We start from the raw sequence: 17,854 nt of genomic DNA, 5'->3' as shown, positions 1-17,854 counted from the left end.
GCCACTCTCCTAATTCTCTTCCAGGGCCAGGTCGACCAGTGCTTCGAGGTCCAGGTCCGACAGTTCCTCCGCGCCGGCCGTCTCGTCGGCCGCCGGGGTGGCGGCCGTCGCGGGGGTGGCGGCGCAGGCCAGGACCAGTTCGAGGACGCCCGCGCTGCGCAGGTTGTCGATGGAGAGGGTGCGCAGCACTTCGCGGATCGCCGCGTCGTCGTCCGGCCGGGCCGGTTCGGTGTCGGCTTCGGGTCGCAGCAGGTCGCTGATGTGGTCGCTCAGTTCGCGTGGTGTCGGGTAACTGAAGACGATGGTGGACGGCAGTCGAAGACCGGTGGAGGCGTTCAGGCGGTTGCAGAGTTCGACGGCGATCAGCGAGTCGGATCCGAGCCGGGTGAACGCCTCGTCGACGTCGACGCTCGCGCCGGAGGGGTGTCCGAAGACGACGGCGACCTGTTCGCGGACCCATTCCAGGACGGTCGCGCGGGCCTTGGCGGCCGGCATTCCGGCCAGCCGGGCGCTCCACTGGGCCGGGCCGCTGTCGTCGGCGGTGCTCGCCCTGGTGCGGCGCGGGCGGCCGCCCTCGACGAGGTCGCGCAGCAGTTGCGGCACCTCGCCGGCGTCCCTCTCACGCAGTACGGACAGGTCAAGGTGGGCTGGGACGAGGGCCGGCTTGCCGTCGGCGCGGGCCGCGTCGAACAGGGCCAGGGCCTCGGAGGTGGGCATGGCGGTGATGCCGGTGCGGCGCAGCCGGGAGAGGTCGGCGGCGTCGAGTTCGCCGGTCATGCCGCTGCTCTGCTCCCACCAGCCCCAGGCCAGTGAGGTGCCGGGCAGGCCGGAGGCGGCGCGGTGGGTGGCGAGGGCGTCCAGGAAGGCGTTGGCGGCGGCGTAGTTGGCCTGTCCCGCGTTGCCGAGGGTGCCGGCGAGGGCGGAGAACGTGATGAACGCCGACAGGTGGTGTTCGCGGGTGAGTTCGTGGAGGTTGATCGCGCCGCCGGCCTTGGCGGCGAGGACGTGGTCGAGGCTCTGCGCGGTCAGCGATTCGACGGTGCCGTCCGCGAGGACGCCCGCCGCGTGCACGACGGCGGTCAGCGGGTGGCGGCCGGGCAGGGTCGTGAGCAGGTCCGCCACGGCGGCCCGGTCCCCGACGTCCACGGCTGCGACCTGGACGGCCGCTCCGGCGCCTTCGAGTTCGGCGACCAGGTCGGCGACGCCGTCGGCTGCGGGGCCGCTGCGGCTGGCCAGCAGCAGGCTGCGGACGCCGTGTTCGGTGACGAGGTGGCGGGCCAGGAGCGAGCCCGCTCCTCCGGTGCCGCCGGTGACCAGGACGGTGCCGCCGCCGAGGCCCTCGCCCACGTCCAGGACCAGTTTGCCGATGTGGCGGCCCTGGCTCATCTCGCGGAACACCGCGCGCGCGTCGCGGATGTCGCGCAGGGAGAGCGGGGGCAGTTGTACCCGGCCGTCGGCGAACAGGTCCATGACGGCGCGGAACGTCTCCTGGAGGACGTCGGGGCCCGCCTCGTAGAGGTCGAAGGGCTGGTAGTCGACTCCGGGGTGGCCGGCCGCGATCTGCTGCGGGTCGCGGATGTCGGTCTTGCCCATCTCGACGAAGTGCCCGCCGTGCGGGAGCAGGGTCAGTGAGGCGTCGACGAAGGTGTGCGTGAGGGAGTTGAGGACGATGTCGACGCCGCGGCCGCCGGAGGTGCGGCGGAACTTCTCGGCGAACTGAAGGTCGCGGGAGGACGCCAGGTGCGCCTCGTCGATTCCGAGGGCCTTGAGGGCGGGCCACTTGGCGGGGCTGGCGGTGGCGTAGATCTCGGCGCCTGCGTGGCGGGCCAGTTGGACGGCGGCCATGCCGACGCCGCCCGCCGCGGCGTGGATGAGGACGCGCTGGCCCTTCTTGAGGTTCGCCACCTCGAAGAGGCCGTGGTGGGCGGTGAGGAAGGTGCACGGCACGGACGCTGCCTGGGCGTGGCTCCAGCCGTCGGGGACGGGGACGAGCATGCGGTGGTCGGCGACGGCGGTGCGGCCGAAGGCGCCGCTGAAGATGCCGGTGACCCGGTCGCCGGGCGTGAACTCGGTGACGTCGTCGGCGACGTCGAGGACGATGCCGGCGCCCTCGCTGCCGAGTCCGGCGTCGATGGCGGTGCGCTCCACCAGGCCCAGCGCGATGGTGATGTCGCGGAAGTTGAGGCCGGCGGCCTGCACGGCGATACGGACCTGACCCGGGGTCAGGGGTGCTTCCACCTCGGGGCAGGGGACCCAGGTCAGGTTCTGGAGGGTGCCCTTGACGGGGATGCCGAGGCGGTGGGCGCCAGCCGGCGGTGTCTCGATGCGGTGCTCGGCCGGCTGGGCTTCTGCCAGCCGCGGGACAAGCGACGTGCCGTCACGCAGGGCCAGTTGGCCCTCGTCCAGGGCGATCACCTCCGGCAGGCGGGCGAAGGAGGTGTCCGTGTCGTCGAGGTCGATCAGCTTGAACCTGCCGGGGTGTTCGGTCCCGGCGGAGCGGATCAGGCCCCACACGGACGCGCCGGAAAGGCTCTCGACGCTCTCGCCCCGGCCGGTGTCGACGGCCAGGCGGGTGAGGACCACCAGGGTGGAGGCGGCGAGGGCTTCTTCGGCGAGGAAGCGCTGGATCTGCTCCAGTACCCGTTTGCCGGCGTCGGCGATCGTGTCGAGCAGGCCGGCGCCGTCGGCGGCGAAGTCGTCCAGGGCCAGGGCGATATGGCGAGGTGTCTCCCCCGCGAGGACCTCGTCCATCGACGTGTGGCACACGGCGTGGCCGTCGCTCGCGGCGGTGAGGCGGGCGGCCAGGCCGCCGGGGGTGCCGAGGACGGCGAAGGGCCCTTGGCGGGTCTCCCGCCGGGTCTCCTTGAGCGGGCGCCACCGCACCTCGTACAGCGGCTGCCGCTGCCGGCCGCGTGCGGCGTGGACCTGTTCGGCGCCGGCCGGGCGGAAGGCGAGGGTGGCGACGGAGGCGATCGGGCGGCCGTGCTCGTCGGCGATCGTCAGCGACACGGCGTCCTCGCCGGCCGGGGTGAGGCGGACCCTGACGGTCGGCGGGCAGGGGCCGCTCAGGTCCACGCCGGACCAGGCGAAGGGCATGCGGCCCTGCTCGCCGCTCACCTCGATGACGCCTGCGGCGATGGAGGCGTGCAGGACGGTGTCGAGGAGGGCCGGGTGCAGGGCGAAGGCACCGGCGGCGGTGGGTTCGGTGGTGTCGGGGAGGGTGGCCAGCGCGAAGAGGTCCTCGCCGTTCCGCCAGACCTCGCGCAGTCCTCGGAAGAGCGGGCCGTAGTCGAATCCGGCGTCGGCGAACGTGTCGTAGAGGCTGCTGATGTCGAGCCGCTCGGCTCCGGCCGGCGGCCAGACGGTGAGCACGGGGGCGGGAGCCGGTGGGGTGCCCGGTGCCAGGTTGCCGCTCGCGTGGCGGGTCCAGGTGCCCTGGTCGGGGATGTCGTCGCCGCTGTGCGCGTACACGTCCAGGGTGCGGCGTCCGGTGTCGTCGGCGGCGCCGACGACGACGCGTATCCGCACGTCGCCGCTCTCGGGCAGGATCAGGGGGACGGCCAGGGTGAGTTCCTCGACCCTGCCGCAGCCCACGTGGTGGCCGGCCGACAGGGCCAGGTCCAGATGGGCCGTCGCGGGGACGACGACGGCGCCGAACACGGCGTGGTCGCCCAGCCAGCCGTGGGTGCGCAGGGACCACAGGCCGGTGAAGACGTGCTCGTCGGTGCCGGGGTGGTCGACCACGGCGCCGAGCAGGGGGTGTTCGGGGGCCAGGAGGCCGGCGGAGGTGACATCGGCGGTCCGGGTCCCGGCGAGGAAGTCCATCCAGTAGTGCCGGCGCTGGAAGGCGTACGTGGGCAGGTCCACGCTTCGGCGCGGGCCGAACAGGGCGGCGAAGTCCACCGGGGCGCCGCTCACGTGCAGGTGGGCCAGTGCGCCGAGCAGCGCCTGGGAGGCGGTGCGGTCGCGGCGCGAGGCCGAGACGGCCAGCGTGTCGTCGATGCCCTCGGCGGCGAGGGCCTCCTTGGTGATGCTCGTGAGTGTCGCCCCTGGCCCCACCTCCACGAAGACGCCCGCGCCGGCGGCGCGGGCGCTTTGCACCGCGTCCCAGAAGCGGACGGGGTCGCGGACGTGGTCGACCCAGTGGCGGGCGGACGTCAGCTCCTGGAGCGTGGCCTCGCGGCCCAGCCGGGTGGAGACGACGGGGATCGCCATCTCGCCCGCGGGCAGGTCGCCGAGGGCCGCCGCGAACGCGTCGAGGATCGGGTCCATGAGCGGGGAGTGGAAGGCGTGGTCGACCGGGAGGAGCTTGGCCGAGACCCCGTCGGCGGCGAGGTGGTCGCGCAGGGCGTGGACCTGTTCGCGCAGGCCGGAGACGACGACGGACTCGGGGCCGTTGACGGCGGCGACGCCGACGCGGTCGTAGGCGCCCAGCAGGGTGCTCACGTGGGTGTGGGAGGTGCGGACGGCGAGCATGGCGCCGGGTTCGGTGACGCTCTGCATGGTGCGTCCGCGGGCGGCGACGAGCCGGGTCGCGGTGTCCAGGTCGAGGACGCCGGAGACGTGGGCGGCGGCGATCTCGCCGACGGAGTGGCCGATGAGCCGGGCGGGTGCGGGGGCGTACTGGGTGAGGAGGCGGTAGAGGCTGACCTGGAGAGTGAACAGGGCGGGCTGGGCGATGTCCGTGCGGTCGCGGCCGGCGGGTTCGTCGGCGAGCAGGACGGGCTTGAGCGGGTGGGGCAGGTGGGTGTCGAAGCGGGCGCAGATCTCGTCGAGGCTCTGCGCGAAGACGGGATAGGTGTCGTACAACTGGCGCCCCACGCCTGCCCAGGGGGAGCCCTGGCCGGGGAACAGGTAGACGGGGCCGCCGGCTTCGCCGTCGGCCGTGCCGCCTACGAGGGCGGCGGAGTCCTTGCCCTGGCTCAGTGCGTCGAGTGCGCCCAGCAGTTCGTCCCGGTCGTGGCCGAGGACCACCGCCCGGTGCTCGAAGGCGGCGCGGCCGGACACCAGCGACCAGCCGGCGTCGAGGAGGTCCAGGTCCGGGCGGGCGGCGGCGAAGTCGTGCAGGCTGCGGGCCTGTGCGCGCAGTGCCTGTTCCGAGCGCGCGGACAGCGCCCAGGGCACCAAGGCGCCCTGGCAGTAGGGCAGACGGTCCTCGTCGTCCTCGTCGTCCTCGGGCGGCGCCTGCTCCAGGATCACGTGCGCGTTGGTGCCGCTGACTCCGAAGGCGGAGACGCCCGCGCGCCGGGGCCGGTCCTCCGGTGTGGTCCAGTCCCGGGCCTCGGTCAGCAGCTCCACCGCGCCCGCCGACCAGTCGACGTGGGTCGAGGGGCGGTCGACGTGCAGGGTCGGGGGCAGTGTGCCGTGCCGCATCGCCATGATCATCTTGATGATGCCGCCGACCCCGGCGGCCGCCTGGGTGTGGCCGATGTTCGACTTCAACGACCCCAGCCACAGGGGCTGCCGGGTGTCGCGGTCCTGGCCGTAGGTGGCCAGCAGGGCGCCCGCCTCGATGGGGTCGCCGAGTGTGGTGCCGGTGCCGTGGGCCTCGACCGCGTCGATGTCGCCGCTCTTCAGGCGGGCGTTGGCCAGCGCGGCGCGGATCACGCGCTGCTGGGCCGGGCCGCTGGGCGCGGTCAGGCCGTTGGAGGCGCCGTCCTGGTTGATCGCCGAGCCGCGGATCACCGCCCAGATCCGGCGTTTGTTGCGGCGCGCGTCGGAGAGCCGCTCCAGGACGAGCATGCCGACGCCCTCGGCGAAGCCGGTGCCGTCCGCCGCGTCCGCGAAGGCCTTGCAGCGGCCGTCCACCGCCAGGCCCCGCTGTTTGGACATCTCGCGGAACACCTGCGGCATTCCCATGACGGTGACCCCGCCGGCCAGGGCCAGTGTGCATTCGCCCTGGCGCAGTGACTGCACCGCCTGGTGCACCGCCACCAGCGAGGAGGAGCAGGCGGTGTCGGTGGAGATGGCCGGGCCCTGAAGGCCCAGTGCGTAGGCGACCCGGCCGGAGGCCACGCTGAGCAGGGAGCCGATCTGCGCGTAGCCCGCGATGGACTCGGGGGTGGTGAAGTGGTTGCCGTAGCCGAAGTAGGCGAGTCCGGCGAACACACCGGTGTCGCTGCCGCGCAGGGACTCGGGGTCGATGCCGGCCCGCTCCACGCTCTCCCAGGACGTCTCCAGCAGCAGGCGCTGCTGGGGGTCGGCGGACAGCGCCTCGCGCGGGTTGATGCCGAAGAAGTCGGCGTCGAAGTCGCCGGCGTCGTAGAGGAATCCGCCCTTGCGGGTGTAGCAGGTGCCGGGGTGGCCGGGGTCGGGGTCGTAGAGGGTGTCCAGGTCCCAGTTGCGGTCGTCGGGGAAGTCGTCCACGGCGTCCGCGCCCTGGCGTACCAGGTCCCACAGGTCTTCGGGGGAGGCCACCGCGCCCGGGTAGCGGCAGGCGACGCCGACGACGGCGACGGGTTCGGTGGCGGCGTCGCCGAGTTCCTGAAGGCGCTTGCGTGTCTCGATCAGCTCGATCGATGTGCGCTTGAGGTAGTCGAGAACCTCGGCGTTGTTGTCGTGTGTCATCGCTTTCCCCTAGCCGAGTTCCTTGTCCAGCAGCGCGAGGAGTTCTCCCGCCGAGGCCGCACCGATCTGGTCGGCGATGGCGACCGGTGACCCGTCGTCGCCCGCCATCGAACGCACCCGGCCCTGCAGCTCGCCGAGCAGAGTGGAAATCGTGGCCCGGTCCTGCCCCGCGAGCGTGCGGAACGCGTCCTCGAGCCGGGCGCCCAGTCGCTCGATCTCGCTCACCAGGTGATCGGCCGGGGACTGTTGTGCGGCGCCGGGGTCCGGGGTGATGCGCGTGCCCAGGAACCGGGCGACGGCGGTGGGGGTCGGGTGGTCGAACACGAGGGTGGCGGGCAGTTTCAGGCCGGTCACCGCCGCGAGCTTGTTCCGCAGTTCCAGCGCGGTCAGCGAGTCGATGCCGAAGGTTTTGAACGTCACCGCGGGTGCGACCCGTCCGGTGTCGGCGTGCCCCAGGACGAGCGCGGTCTGTGTCCGTACGGCGTCCAGCAGGAGCGTCTGCGCCTCGTCCGCCGGCAGCGACCTCAGTTGCTCTTCGAGCGGCACGGCGGTGGTCTGCGGGCCCGTGGATCCACCGGGGCCGGCGGAGGTCCGGGCGAGGGTACGCAGCAGCGGGGAGGCCGTCCGTCCGTCCTGTGCGGTGCCCGCGGTCTGCAGGTTCAGCAGTGCCGGCACGAGCACGGGTTCTTCGAGGCTGAGGGTCGCGTCGAAGAGCGCGAGTCCTTCCTGCGAGGACAGCGGCCGTACGCCGCGGCGCCGCAGGCGCTGGACGTCGGCTTCGCTGATGCCGGCGCTCATGTCGCTGCGTTCAGCCCAAAAGCCCCAGCACAGGGAGCTCGCGGGCAGTCCGCGGCCGCGGCGGGCCGCGGCAAGGCCGTCGAGGAAGGCGTTGGCCGCCGCGTAGTTGGCCTGTCCGGGTGTGCCGAGCACGCCGGCGATGGAGGAGAAGAGCACGAAGGCGGACAGGTCCAGGTGCTCGGTGAGTTCGTGCAGGTGCCAGGCGCCGCGTGTCTTCGGGGCGAGGACCGTGTCGAGGCGGTTCTCGGTCAGGGCCTGGACGACGCCGTCGTCCAGGACGCCCGCGCAGTGGATCACCGCTGTCAGCGGGTGCTCGCACGGCACGGCGGCGATCAGTTCGGCGACGGCGTCGCGGCTGGTGACGTCGCAGGCCGCGACCTGGACGTGGGCGCCGGCCGCGGTCAGTTCCTCGCGCAGGGCTGTCGCCGCGGGGGCCGCCGGGCCGCGCCTGCTGGTCAGCAGCAGCCGGCGCACCCCGTGCCGCTCGACCAGGTGCCGGGCCAGGATCGCGCCGAGGCCGCTGGTGCCGCCGGTGATCAGCACCGTGCCGGAGCCGAGCGGAGCCGTCCGCGGTGCCGCGTCGCGTGGTGCGGGGGCCGCGTGGGCCAGGTAGGGGGTGCTCGCGTGGCCGGCCCGGATCTTGAGCTGGGCCTCGCCGGTCGCGGCGGCCGCCGCGACCAGGGCGATGGACTCGGGCCGGCCGTCGGTGTCCACGAGCGTGAAGCGCTGCGGGTTCTCGGTCTGCGCGGTGCGGACGAAGCCCCAGACTGCGGCCGCGGCGGGGTCGGGGTGGGCGGTGTGGTCGTCGTGGACGGCGTCCCGTGTCACGAGGGCCAGGCGGGAGGCGGAGAACCGTTCGTCGGCGAGCCAGTCCTTTGTCCAGCGCAGCACCCGGTGCAGGCGCTGTTCGGCCCGGGCGGGGGTGTCGCTCCTGTCGTCGCCGTCGCCCTGCTCGTCGAGGCGGGCGATGACGAGGGGGGGTATCTCCGCGCCGGACGCGGCGAGTTCGGCGGGTCCGGCGAAGGCCGGCCCGTCCGCTTCGCGCGCGCCGGGGGCTGCTCCCAGCACCGCGTACGGGCTTGCCGGCTGTCCGGAGGCAACGGCGAGGGGGGCCCAGTCCACCTGGAACAGCGCGTCCTGGTGGTCGAAGCTCAGCGCGGTCAGTTCCTCGGCGTCCACCGGGCGCAGGCTCAGCGAGGCGACGGAGCCGAGCGGGGTCCCGTGGCCGTCCGCGAGGGTCACCGACAGCGTGTCCGGTCCCGCCGGGGCGAGCCGTACGCGCAGGGCGGCGGGCCGGGCGGCGTCGAGGCGCAGTCCGGTGCAGTGGTGGGGCAGCCGGGCCTCGGGCCGGGAGGTGCCGGTGAAGGGGCCCAGGCCGGCCGGGAGCAGCGCGGCGGTCAGCAGCGCTGGGTGGATGCGGTAGCGGCCCTGCTCGGGGCCGTCGGACGCGGGCAGTTCGACCTCGGCGAACAGGGTGTCGCCCGTGTGCCACACCGCGCGGGTGCCGCGCAGCAGGGGGCCGGGGCCGATGCCGAGGGCGGCGAGCCTGGTGCAGGCGTCGTCGAAGGGGACGGCGGTCGCGCCCGGGGGCGGCCAGGCGGTGAGGGCGTCCTGGGCGGGGGCCGGTGCGGTGCCGGATCCGGCGGTCCCGGTGGCGTTGCGCGTCCAGGTGTTCTCGCCGTCGGCGCGCGAGTGCACGCCGATGGCGCCCGCGGGGTCGACGACGACGCGGATCTCGCGTTCGGCGGTGCGCGAGAGCACGAGCGGGGTGTGGAGGGTGAGTTCGTCGACGGTGTCGTGGCCCGTCCGGTGCGCCGCCCAGGCGGCCAGTTCCGCCAGCGCCGCCCAGGGCACCAGGACGGCGCCGTGGACGAGGTGGTCGGCGAGCCAGGGGTGGCGCTCCAGCGACAGACGTCCGCCGCCCGCCACTCCCCCGCGGCCGCCGTCGTCGGGCAGATCGATCACGGCGTCGAGCAGCGGGTGGTCGCAGGTGCTCGCGGCGGTGGTCTCGGCAGGGGTGTTCAGCCAGTAGCGCCGGCGCTGGAAGGCGTACGTGGGCAGCTCGGGCCCCGGGCCGTCCGTGCCGTCGAAGGCTCTCTGCCACGAGATGGCGAGGCCGCGGACGAAGGCTTCGGCGGCCGACCGGTAGAGCCGGGCGAGGCCGCCCTCGTCGCGGCGCAGCGAGCCCACCACGAAGGCGGTGGCGCCGGGGGTGGCGTCGATCATCTCCTGGATGGTCATCACGAGCAGCGGGTGCGGGCTGAGTTCGATGACGGCGCTGTTGGGTTCCTGCTCGACCAGGCGGCCCATGGCGGCGGCGAACTGCACGGGCCGGCGCAGGTTGCGGTACCAGTAGCCGGCGTCGAGCCGGAGGGGGTCGATCAGGTCGCCGGTGACGGTGGAGTAGATCGTCACCGGTGTGGGCTGGGGGGTGATGGGGCCGAGTTCCTGCTGGAGCCGGCCGTCGAAGCGGTCCATGAGCGGTGAGTGGCCGGGGACGCTGGACTTGATCAGCCGGGCGCGGGCGCCCTCGGCCTGGCAGGCCGCGACCAGTTTCTCGACCGCCTCGCTCTCGCCGGAGACCGTCGTGGAGCTGGGTCCGTTCACGGCGGCGATGCCGATGCGGGACTCCTGGCCGGCAAGGAGCTGGCGCACGCGGTCCTCGGGCAGCAGGATGCCTGCCATGCTGCCCTGGCCGGTGACGGTGGCCAGGAGGCGGGAGCGCAGGGCGACGATCTTGGCGGCGTCGTGCAGGGTCAGCGCGCCGGCGACGTAGGCGGCGGCGATCTCGCCCTGGGAGTGGCCGATGACCACGTCCGGGCTCACCCCCAGCGAGCGCCACACCTGCGCGAGTGCCACCATCACCGCGAAGAGCACCGGCTGGACGACGTCGATGTCCTCCAGGTCCGCCGCGTCCGGGCCGCCGCACACGGTGTCGATCAGTGACCAGGACACCCACGGCTCCAACGCCTTGGCGCAGGCGCGCAGTTCGTCGGCGAAGACCGGGGAGGTCTCCATGAGTTCGCGGCCCATCGCGATCCACTGGGCGCCCTGGCCGGGGAAGACGAAGACCGTCTTGCCGACCGGCCCGGCGGCTCCGCGGACCGCGCCGTCGGAGGCGGGCTCCTCCCCCGCGGCGACGGCGGCGAGGCGGGCGAGGAGTTCCTCGCGGCCGGCTCCGATCACGACCTGGCGGTGGTCGAACAGCGACCGGGTCGTCACCAGCGCCTGTCCCACTCCCGCGGCCGAAGCGCCGGCGTTCGCGGCCACGCTCTCGCAAAGCCGCGCCGCCTGTGCGCGCAGCGCCTGCTCCGACCGCGCCGACAGCACCCACGGCAGCGCACGCGGCGCGCCGGTGGCGGGCTTGGCGGCGTCACCGGCCGGGCCCCGGCCCGACTCGGTTTCGGTGGGGGCCTGTTCGAGGATCAGGTGGGCGTTGGTGCCGCTGATGCCGAAGGACGACACGCCCGCGCGCCGGGGCCGGTCCTCCGGTGTGGTCCAGTCCCGGGCCTCGGTCAGCAGTTCCACCGCGCCCGTCGACCAGTCGACGTGGGTCGAGGGGCGGTCGACGTGCAGGGTCGGGGGCAGCAGTCCGTGCCGCATCGCCATGATCATCTTGATGGTGCCGCCGACCCCGGCGGCCGCCTGGGTGTGGCCGATGTTCGACTTCAACGACCCCAGCCACAGGGGCTGCCGGGTGTCGCGGTCCTGGCCGTAGGTGGCCAGCAGGGCCTCCGCCTCCATGGGGTCGCCGAGCCGGGTGCCGGTGCCGTGCGCCTCCACCGCGTCCACGTCGCGGGACGACAGCCCGGCATCGGCCAGGGCCGCCCGGATGACGCGCCGCTGGGCCAGGGTGTTGGGGGCGGTCAGGCCGTTGGAGGCGCCGTCCTGGTTGATCGCCGAGCCGCGGATCACCGCCCAGATCCGGCGTTTGTTGCGGCGCGCGTCGGAGAGCCGCTCCAGGACCAGGACGCCCGCGCCCTCGGAGAAGCCGGTGCCGTCGGCCGCGTCGGCGAAGGCCTTGCAGCGGCCGTCCGCCGACAGGCCGCGCTGCCGGGCGAGTTCCACGAACATCCCCGGGGTCGGCAGGGTCGAGACCCCGCCGGCCAGCGCCAGGGTGCACTCCCCCGAGCGCAGGGACCGTACGGCCTGGTGGACGGCGACGAGCGAGGCGGAGCAGGCGGTGTCGGTCGACACCGCCGGGCCCTGAAGGCCCAGTACGTAGGCCACGCGGCCCGAGGCCACGCTGAGGTAGGTGCCGGTGATCTGGAAGCCCTCCACCTCGCCGGACGCGCCGCCGCCGATCCTGGGGCCGTAGTCGACGCCGTACAGGCCGGTGAACACGCCGGTCGCCGAACCCCGCAGCGCCGCCGGGTCGATGCCGGCCCGTTCCAGGGCCTCCCAGGAGGTCTCCAGCATCAGCCGCTGCTGCGGGTCCATGGCCAGCGCCTCGCGCGGGCTGATGCCGAAGAACTCCGCGTCGAAGTCGGCGAGCCGGGGCAGGAAGCCGCCGGTGCGGGTGTAGGTCCGCCCGTGCGCCTCGGGGTCGGGGTCGTAGAGGGCCTCCAGGTCCCAGCCGCGGTCCTGGGGGAAGTCGCCCATGGCGTCCACTTCGCCGGACACGAGTGCCCACAGCTCTTCGGGGGATGTCACCCCGCCCGGGAAGCGACACCCCACGCCCACCACGGCGATGGGCTCGCGGGCGGACTCCTCCAGCTCGCGCACCCGCTCGCGCAGTTCCTGCGCGTCACCGACGGCACGTCGCAAGTAGGAGCGGAGCTTGTCGACTTCCTCCACCAGGGGCCTCCCTCAACGGTTGATTGGAAGAACGGGTGCGGCTACAGGTATCCGCGGTCGATCAGGGCGTAGAGATCGTCGTCGCTGCGGCCGTCGGGATCCGGTTCCTGCGCCGGCTGCGCGGCCACCGGCTCCGCCGCGGCGGGGGCCGGCGGCTCCAGGAGGGAGAAGAGGTGGTCGGCGAGCGCTTGCGGGGTGGGATGGCTGAACGCGACGGTGGCCGGGAGCCGCACCGCGGCCGCCGTGTTGAGCCGGTTGCGCAGCTCCACCGCCATCGAGGAGTCGAAGCCCAGGGCCTTGAAGGTCTGCGTCGCCCGTGCCTCGAGAGCGGCGGGCGTCACCTCCACACCCTTGGCGGCGAGGAGGCGGGCCGTCTGGGCGCACACGAGGGTGCGGGCCGCCGCCGGCGAGTCCGGGCCGGTGCGCGCCCCGTGGCCGTCCGCCGGTGCGGCGGGAACGTCCGTGTCGTCGGGCGCGGTCAGCCAGTGGCGCCGGCGCTGGAAGGGGTAGGACGGCAGGCCGATCCGGTGCGGCCGGCCGGGGGGGAAGACCGCCGTCCAGTCCACCGGCACGCCGCGCACGTGCAGTTCGGCCAGCGACGCCAGCACCTTGGCCGCGCTCCCGTCGTGCCTGCTGATGGTGCCCACCACCGGGGGCGGGGCGGCCAGCGCGTCGGCGGCCTCCTCCATCGCCACCTGGAGCACGGGGTGCGGGCTGATCTCCACGTACACGCCGCCGCGTTCGCGCATCAGGTTCTCGACGACCTCGCCGAAGCGGACGGTCGAGCGCAGGTTGTCGTACCAGTAGGAGGCGTCGAGCCCGCGGGTGTCGAGGGGGGCTGCGGTGACGGTGGAGTGGAACTCCACCGGCGTCTCCTGCGGGGTGATGCCGGCGGCGGCCTCGAGGACCTGGTCGCGGATGCGTTCGACGTGGTGGGAGTGGGAGGCGTACTTGACCTTGATGGGGCGGACCCGCACGCCGTCCTCGGTGGCCCGGCCGGTGAACTCCTCCAGGGCCTGGAGGTCTCCGGCGATCACCACGGAGGCCGGTCCGTTGACGGCGGCCACGGACAGCCGCCCGGGCCAGCGCTCCAGCCACTCCTCGACCCGGGCCAGGGGTGCGGCGACCGCGTGCAGGCCGCCCAGGCCGGCCAGCGCGGTCAGCGCCCGGCTGCGCAGGGCGACGATGCGTGCCGCGTCCTTGAGGGAGAGCGCGCCGGCCGCGCAGGCGGCGGCGATCTCTCCCTGGGAGTGCCCCACCACCACGTCGGGGGCCACTCCCAGGGAGCGCCACAGTGCGGCCAGGGAGACCATCATCGCGAAGAGCGCGGGCTGGACGACGGCGTCCCCGCGCTCCAGTGACGGCGCCGACTCCGCCTCGGTGACCAGGTCCAGCAGCGACCAGTCGAGCCACGGCTCCAGCGCCTTCGCGCAGGCGTCGATGGAGCGGGCGAACACCTCGGACTCGGCGTACAGCTGCTTGCCCATGCCCAGCCACTGCGAGCCCTGGCCGGGGAAGACGAAGACGACCGGGCCCGCGGACGGGCCGGCGGTGCCGCGCACGGTCCGGGGCCCGGCGCTGCCGGCCGCCACCGTCTCCAGGCCGGCCAGAGCCTCCTCGCGGTCGTCGGCCAGGACGACGGCGCGGTGCTCGAAGAGCGACCGCGTCGCGATCAGGGAGTGCCCGATCCCGGCGGCCGGCAGCGCCGGGTCGCCGCTCACCAGGTCGTGCAGCCGCGCTGCCTGCTGCCGCAGGGCCTGCTCCGAGCGGGCCGACAGCACCCAGGGCACCGTCCGGGTGACGATCGCCGCAGGCGCGTTCTTGCCGGCGGCGGGGGGTTCGGCCCGCGGTGCGGGGGGCTGTTCGAGGATGACGTGGGCGTTGGTGCCGCCCATCCCGATCGAGGACACCCCGGCCCGGCGCGGCCGGCCGCCTTCGTCCGGCCAGGGCCGCGCGGCGCGCAGCACCTCGAAGTCGTCGTGGAAGCCGGGGACGGCGGGGTTGGGGGTGGTGAAGTTCGGGGTGGGCACCAGGTGGGCGCGCTCCACGCACAGCGCGGCCTTCACGAAGCCGACGATGCCCGCGGCCGGCTCCAGGTGGCCGACGTTGGCCTTCACCGAGCCGACGGTGAGCCGGCGGGCGCGGCCGCTTGTGCGGAACACCTCCCGCAGGCCCGACAGTTCGGCCGGGTCGCCGAGCCGGGTGCCGGTGCCGTGGGCCTCGAGGTAGTCGACGTCCTCGAACGCGACGCCCGCGCGGCGCACGGCGGACAGCACGGCCGAGGCCTGCCCGGTGGGGCTGGGGTCCGGCATGCGGGAGGAGGCGCCGCCGCTGTTCACGCCCCAGCCGCGCACCACCGCGTGGATGGGGTCGCCGTCGGCGACGGCGAGGTCGAGCCGTTTCAGGACGACGAACGCGCCGCCTTCGCCGCGGGTGAAGCCGTTGGCCCGCGCGTCGAAGGGGTAGCAGCGGCCGTCGGGCGAGAGCGCGCCCAGGTTCGCCAGGCCCGCTCCGGTCTCGGGGTCGACGATCAGGTGCACGCCGCCGGCGATCGCCGTGTCCACCGCGCCGCCGGCGATCCGCTCGCAGGTCAGCGCCAGCGACACCAGGGAGGAGGACTGGCCCGAGTCCGCGGCCAGGCTCATGCCGCGCACGTCGAACAGGTGCGAGATCCGGTTGGCGATCAGCGCGCCGCTGGAGCCGAGCGCGCTGTAGCGGTCGTCCCGGTCGCTGCCGGACAGCTTGCGCAGCAGCTCGTAGCCGGAGGGCCCGGAGCCGACGACGACGTCGACCTCGCGGCCGGCCAGGGCGGCGGCCGGCAGGCGGGCGTCCTCGACGGCCTCCCAGGCGAGTTCCAGGCCCAGCCGCTGCACGGGATCCATGGCGGCGGCTTCCTGGGGCCCGATGCCGAAGAAGGCGGCGTCGAAGCCGTCGACGGCCTCGAGGAACGAGCCGGAGTCCAAGGTGGCGGCGTCCGGGTGGGACCGGTAGGCGGACCGTGCGTCGGCGGCCCGCTCGTCGGGGAACGTGCCGATGGTCGACCGCCCCTCGCGCAGCAGGTCCCAGAACTCGGCCACGCCGTGCACACCGGGGAAGCGGCACGACATCCCGATCACGGCAATACCGGTGGCTGCGCCACTCATGAGTGTTCCTTCCGGTTCCTTCGGTGTCGGGCGGGCACGCGCGGCGGTACGGCGCTTTGGGCCAGGGGCGCGGGCAGGGCGCTCGGGGCCGCGCGCGGGGGCGAGGCGCTCACAGCCAGCGGGTCAGCAGCTTCGACAGCTCGTCCGGCGCGTTCATGAAGTCGTAGTGGCCGCCGCCGACCACCCGGAACTCGACGGAGTCGGCGTACCGGCGCCAGCCCTGGAGATCGGCCAGGGTCACGTCCTGGTCGTCGCGCCAGTGCACGACGACGATGGGGCAGTCCACCGCGGCCGGCGTCTGGCGCCGGTACTTCTTGGCGGCGGCGTGGTCGCGCGCCAGGACCATGAGGCCCAGATCGAGCATGTCGGGGCGCGGCTCGATGCCCCGGCCGCGGACGAACGCCTCGACCTCGTCGCGCAGTTCGGACTCGGTCATGGTGAGCATCCGGTCGCGTGAGGCGTCGTGCGGGGCCGGCTGGCCGGAGACGAACAGGCAGTCCGGTGTGGGCAGTCCGGCTTCGGCGAGCCTCAGCACGGTCTCGTAGGCGGGCAGTGCGCCCGCGCAGTGCGCGAAGAACGCGAACGGCCGGTCGAGCAGCGGCGTCAGGGGGTCGACCAGGTCGGCGGCGAGGTTCTCGTAGGTGCCGTAGTGGGGGTGGCCGAGCCGGTTCTCGCGGCCGGGGAACTGCACCGGGCAGACCTCGATGTCGTCGAGCGCGGCCGGCCAGGCGCTGAAGGCGGAGGCGCCCGATCCGGAGAAGGGGAAGCAGAAGAGCCGGGCCGGGTGGTCGGTGGGCGGCCGGACGAACCACGGCGACAGGGCGACGGCGGAGCCGGTTGTCATGGCGTCTTTCGTTTCTGCGCGACGATGGGGAGGTGGGTCATCCCGGCGATGAAGTACGACCGCAGGTGCTGCGGTTCACCGGCGAGCTGGATCGGTCCGAACCGCTGCAGCAGTTCCTCGAAGAAGATCCGCAGGGTCAGGCGGGCCAGCGGCGCGCCGATGCAGAAGTGCGGCCCGAACCCGAACGCGACCTGCCGTTTGGCATTGGGGCGGGTGATGTCGAAGGTGTGCGGATCGGGGAAGAGGGACTCGTCCCGGTTGGCCGAGCCGATCCACGCGACGACCGCCGCGCGGGCCGGGATCGTGCCCCCGCCGATGTGGACGTCGTCCACCGCGTAGCGCATGAAGTTGCAGGCGGCCGAGGTCCAGCGCAGCCCTTCCTCGACCAGGTTCGGGATCAGCGTCGGGTCCGCCTGTGCCTTGTCGAACTGTTCGGGCCGCTCGATGAGGGCCTGCACGGTGCCCGAGACGGTGTGCGGCGTGGTGACGTTGGCGCCCAGGAGGATGCTGTAGCCGTCGAGGGCGATCTCCTCGTCGCTCAGGGGTGCGCCGCCCGCGCTGACGCTCATGAGGTGGGCGAGCAGGGTGTCGTCCTCGCCGCCGGCGGCGCGTCGCCGCTTGACCCATTCGGTGACGTAGTTGACCAGCTCGTGGTGGGAGATGGCCAGCGTGGCGGCCTCGTGTCCGACCATGAAGTGCGGGTCCGAGGGGGCCGTCACCATCGCGGTCAGCTGGACGAGCTCCTCCCAGTCCTTGGCGGGGATGCCCAGGAGCGGGCCGGTGACCATCGCCGGCAGGAGCAGCGCCCGTTCGGCGAGGTCGAAGGTGTCGCCGTCGAGCGCCGGTTCGAGGAAGCGCTGGATCGTGCCGCGGATCGAGTCCTCCCAGGACTTCACCGCCCGGGCGGTGAGCTTGGAGCCGAGCGGCCGGCGGACCTCGGTGTGCCGGGGCGGGTCGGTGGAGGTCAGCAGCTTGCCCGCCGCGGGGTCGTCGATCCCGACGTGGGTGGGTGTCGTGCCGCGCTCGGAGGTGAACTCGCGGTGGTCGCCGAGCACGCGGCAGACGTCCTCATGACGGGTCACCGACCAGAACTCCCGCCCGTCGGGCAGGACTTGGTGGTGCAGCGGCGCCTTCGCCCGCATCACGTCCCAGACCGGGTGCGGATCGCCCGATGTGTACAGGTCCAGGTCGAACAGGTCGACGCCGTCGAGGTCGACGTCGCGCGCGGGACCCGGCGTCAGCCTCACGTCCCCGTCCTTGCCTGTTCGATCAGCTCGGCGACCCGGGTGGGGGTCTGCGCCAGGTAGAAGTCGCGCACGGACAGCTGGACGCCGTAGTCCATCGCCACCTGCTCGATGATTTTGATTCCGGTGAGCGAATTACCGCCGAGCACGAAGAAGTCGTCCTCCGGGCCGACTTCACGGTCACCGAAGTGCGCCGCCCACAGTGCGGAGACCTCCCCGACGAGCGATGCCGGCGCACCGGAGGAAGCGGCCTCTCCTTCCGGCGTCCCGTCCTGTTCGTCCCGCTGGTCGATCACCTTCGGCGAAGATTTCATTTCCAGCCTTTCCTTCCTCTGTCGAACGGGAATTCCCGGGTGCCCGAAGTCACCGCGCTGCCACGGTAGATGGCCGGAGAAACGCCGGGCAAGAGATGACAGCGCGGGCCGCCCCGACAGGATCCGGCTGTCCCGCCGACGGGACAG

The 17,854-nt window shown here is 73.7% G+C and carries 5 protein-coding genes and 1 pseudogene; all 6 read right to left on the bottom strand.

From position 1 onward, the window contains the following. Positions 1-9: 9 nt before the first annotated feature. Positions 10-6,567 (bottom strand): type I polyketide synthase, encoded by a 6,558-nt coding sequence (locus ACZ6KY_RS26690; RefSeq protein ID WP_469312818.1) that lies wholly within the window; start codon positions 6,565-6,567, stop codon positions 10-12. Positions 6,568-6,576: 9 nt separating this feature from the next. Beyond that, positions 6,577-12,144: pseudogene (locus tag ACZ6KY_RS26685) on the bottom strand (type I polyketide synthase); the annotation flags it as partial. A 59-nt stretch (positions 12,145-12,203) separates the two neighbouring features. Further along, entirely contained in the window at positions 12,204-15,305 is a 3,102-nt protein-coding gene (locus ACZ6KY_RS26680; protein ID WP_469312817.1) for a type I polyketide synthase, read from the bottom strand. Positions 15,306-15,414: 109 nt separating this feature from the next. Continuing rightward, entirely contained in the window at positions 15,415-16,149 is a 735-nt protein-coding gene (locus tag ACZ6KY_RS26675; protein ID WP_469312816.1) for a thioesterase II family protein, read from the bottom strand. Beyond that, on the bottom strand, positions 16,146-17,396 hold the full coding sequence (locus tag ACZ6KY_RS26670; RefSeq protein WP_469312815.1) for a cytochrome P450: 1,251 nt from the start codon (positions 17,394-17,396) through the stop codon (positions 16,146-16,148). The genes ACZ6KY_RS26675 and ACZ6KY_RS26670 overlap by 4 nt, the downstream gene beginning before the upstream one ends. Then, positions 17,393-17,707 carry a phosphopantetheine-binding protein gene (locus ACZ6KY_RS26665; protein WP_469312814.1) on the bottom strand — a complete coding sequence of 105 codons (315 nt, stop codon included), beginning with the start codon at positions 17,705-17,707 and terminating at the stop codon, positions 17,393-17,395. Before ACZ6KY_RS26665 ends, ACZ6KY_RS26670 begins: the two co-directional genes overlap by 4 nt. Positions 17,708-17,854 lie beyond the last annotated feature (147 nt).

The sequence above is a fragment of the Streptomyces sp. NPDC042002 genome, from assembly GCF_055588305.1.
Note: the sequence above shows the minus strand (reverse complement) of the source record. Positions and strands in the feature narration are given on the sequence as shown.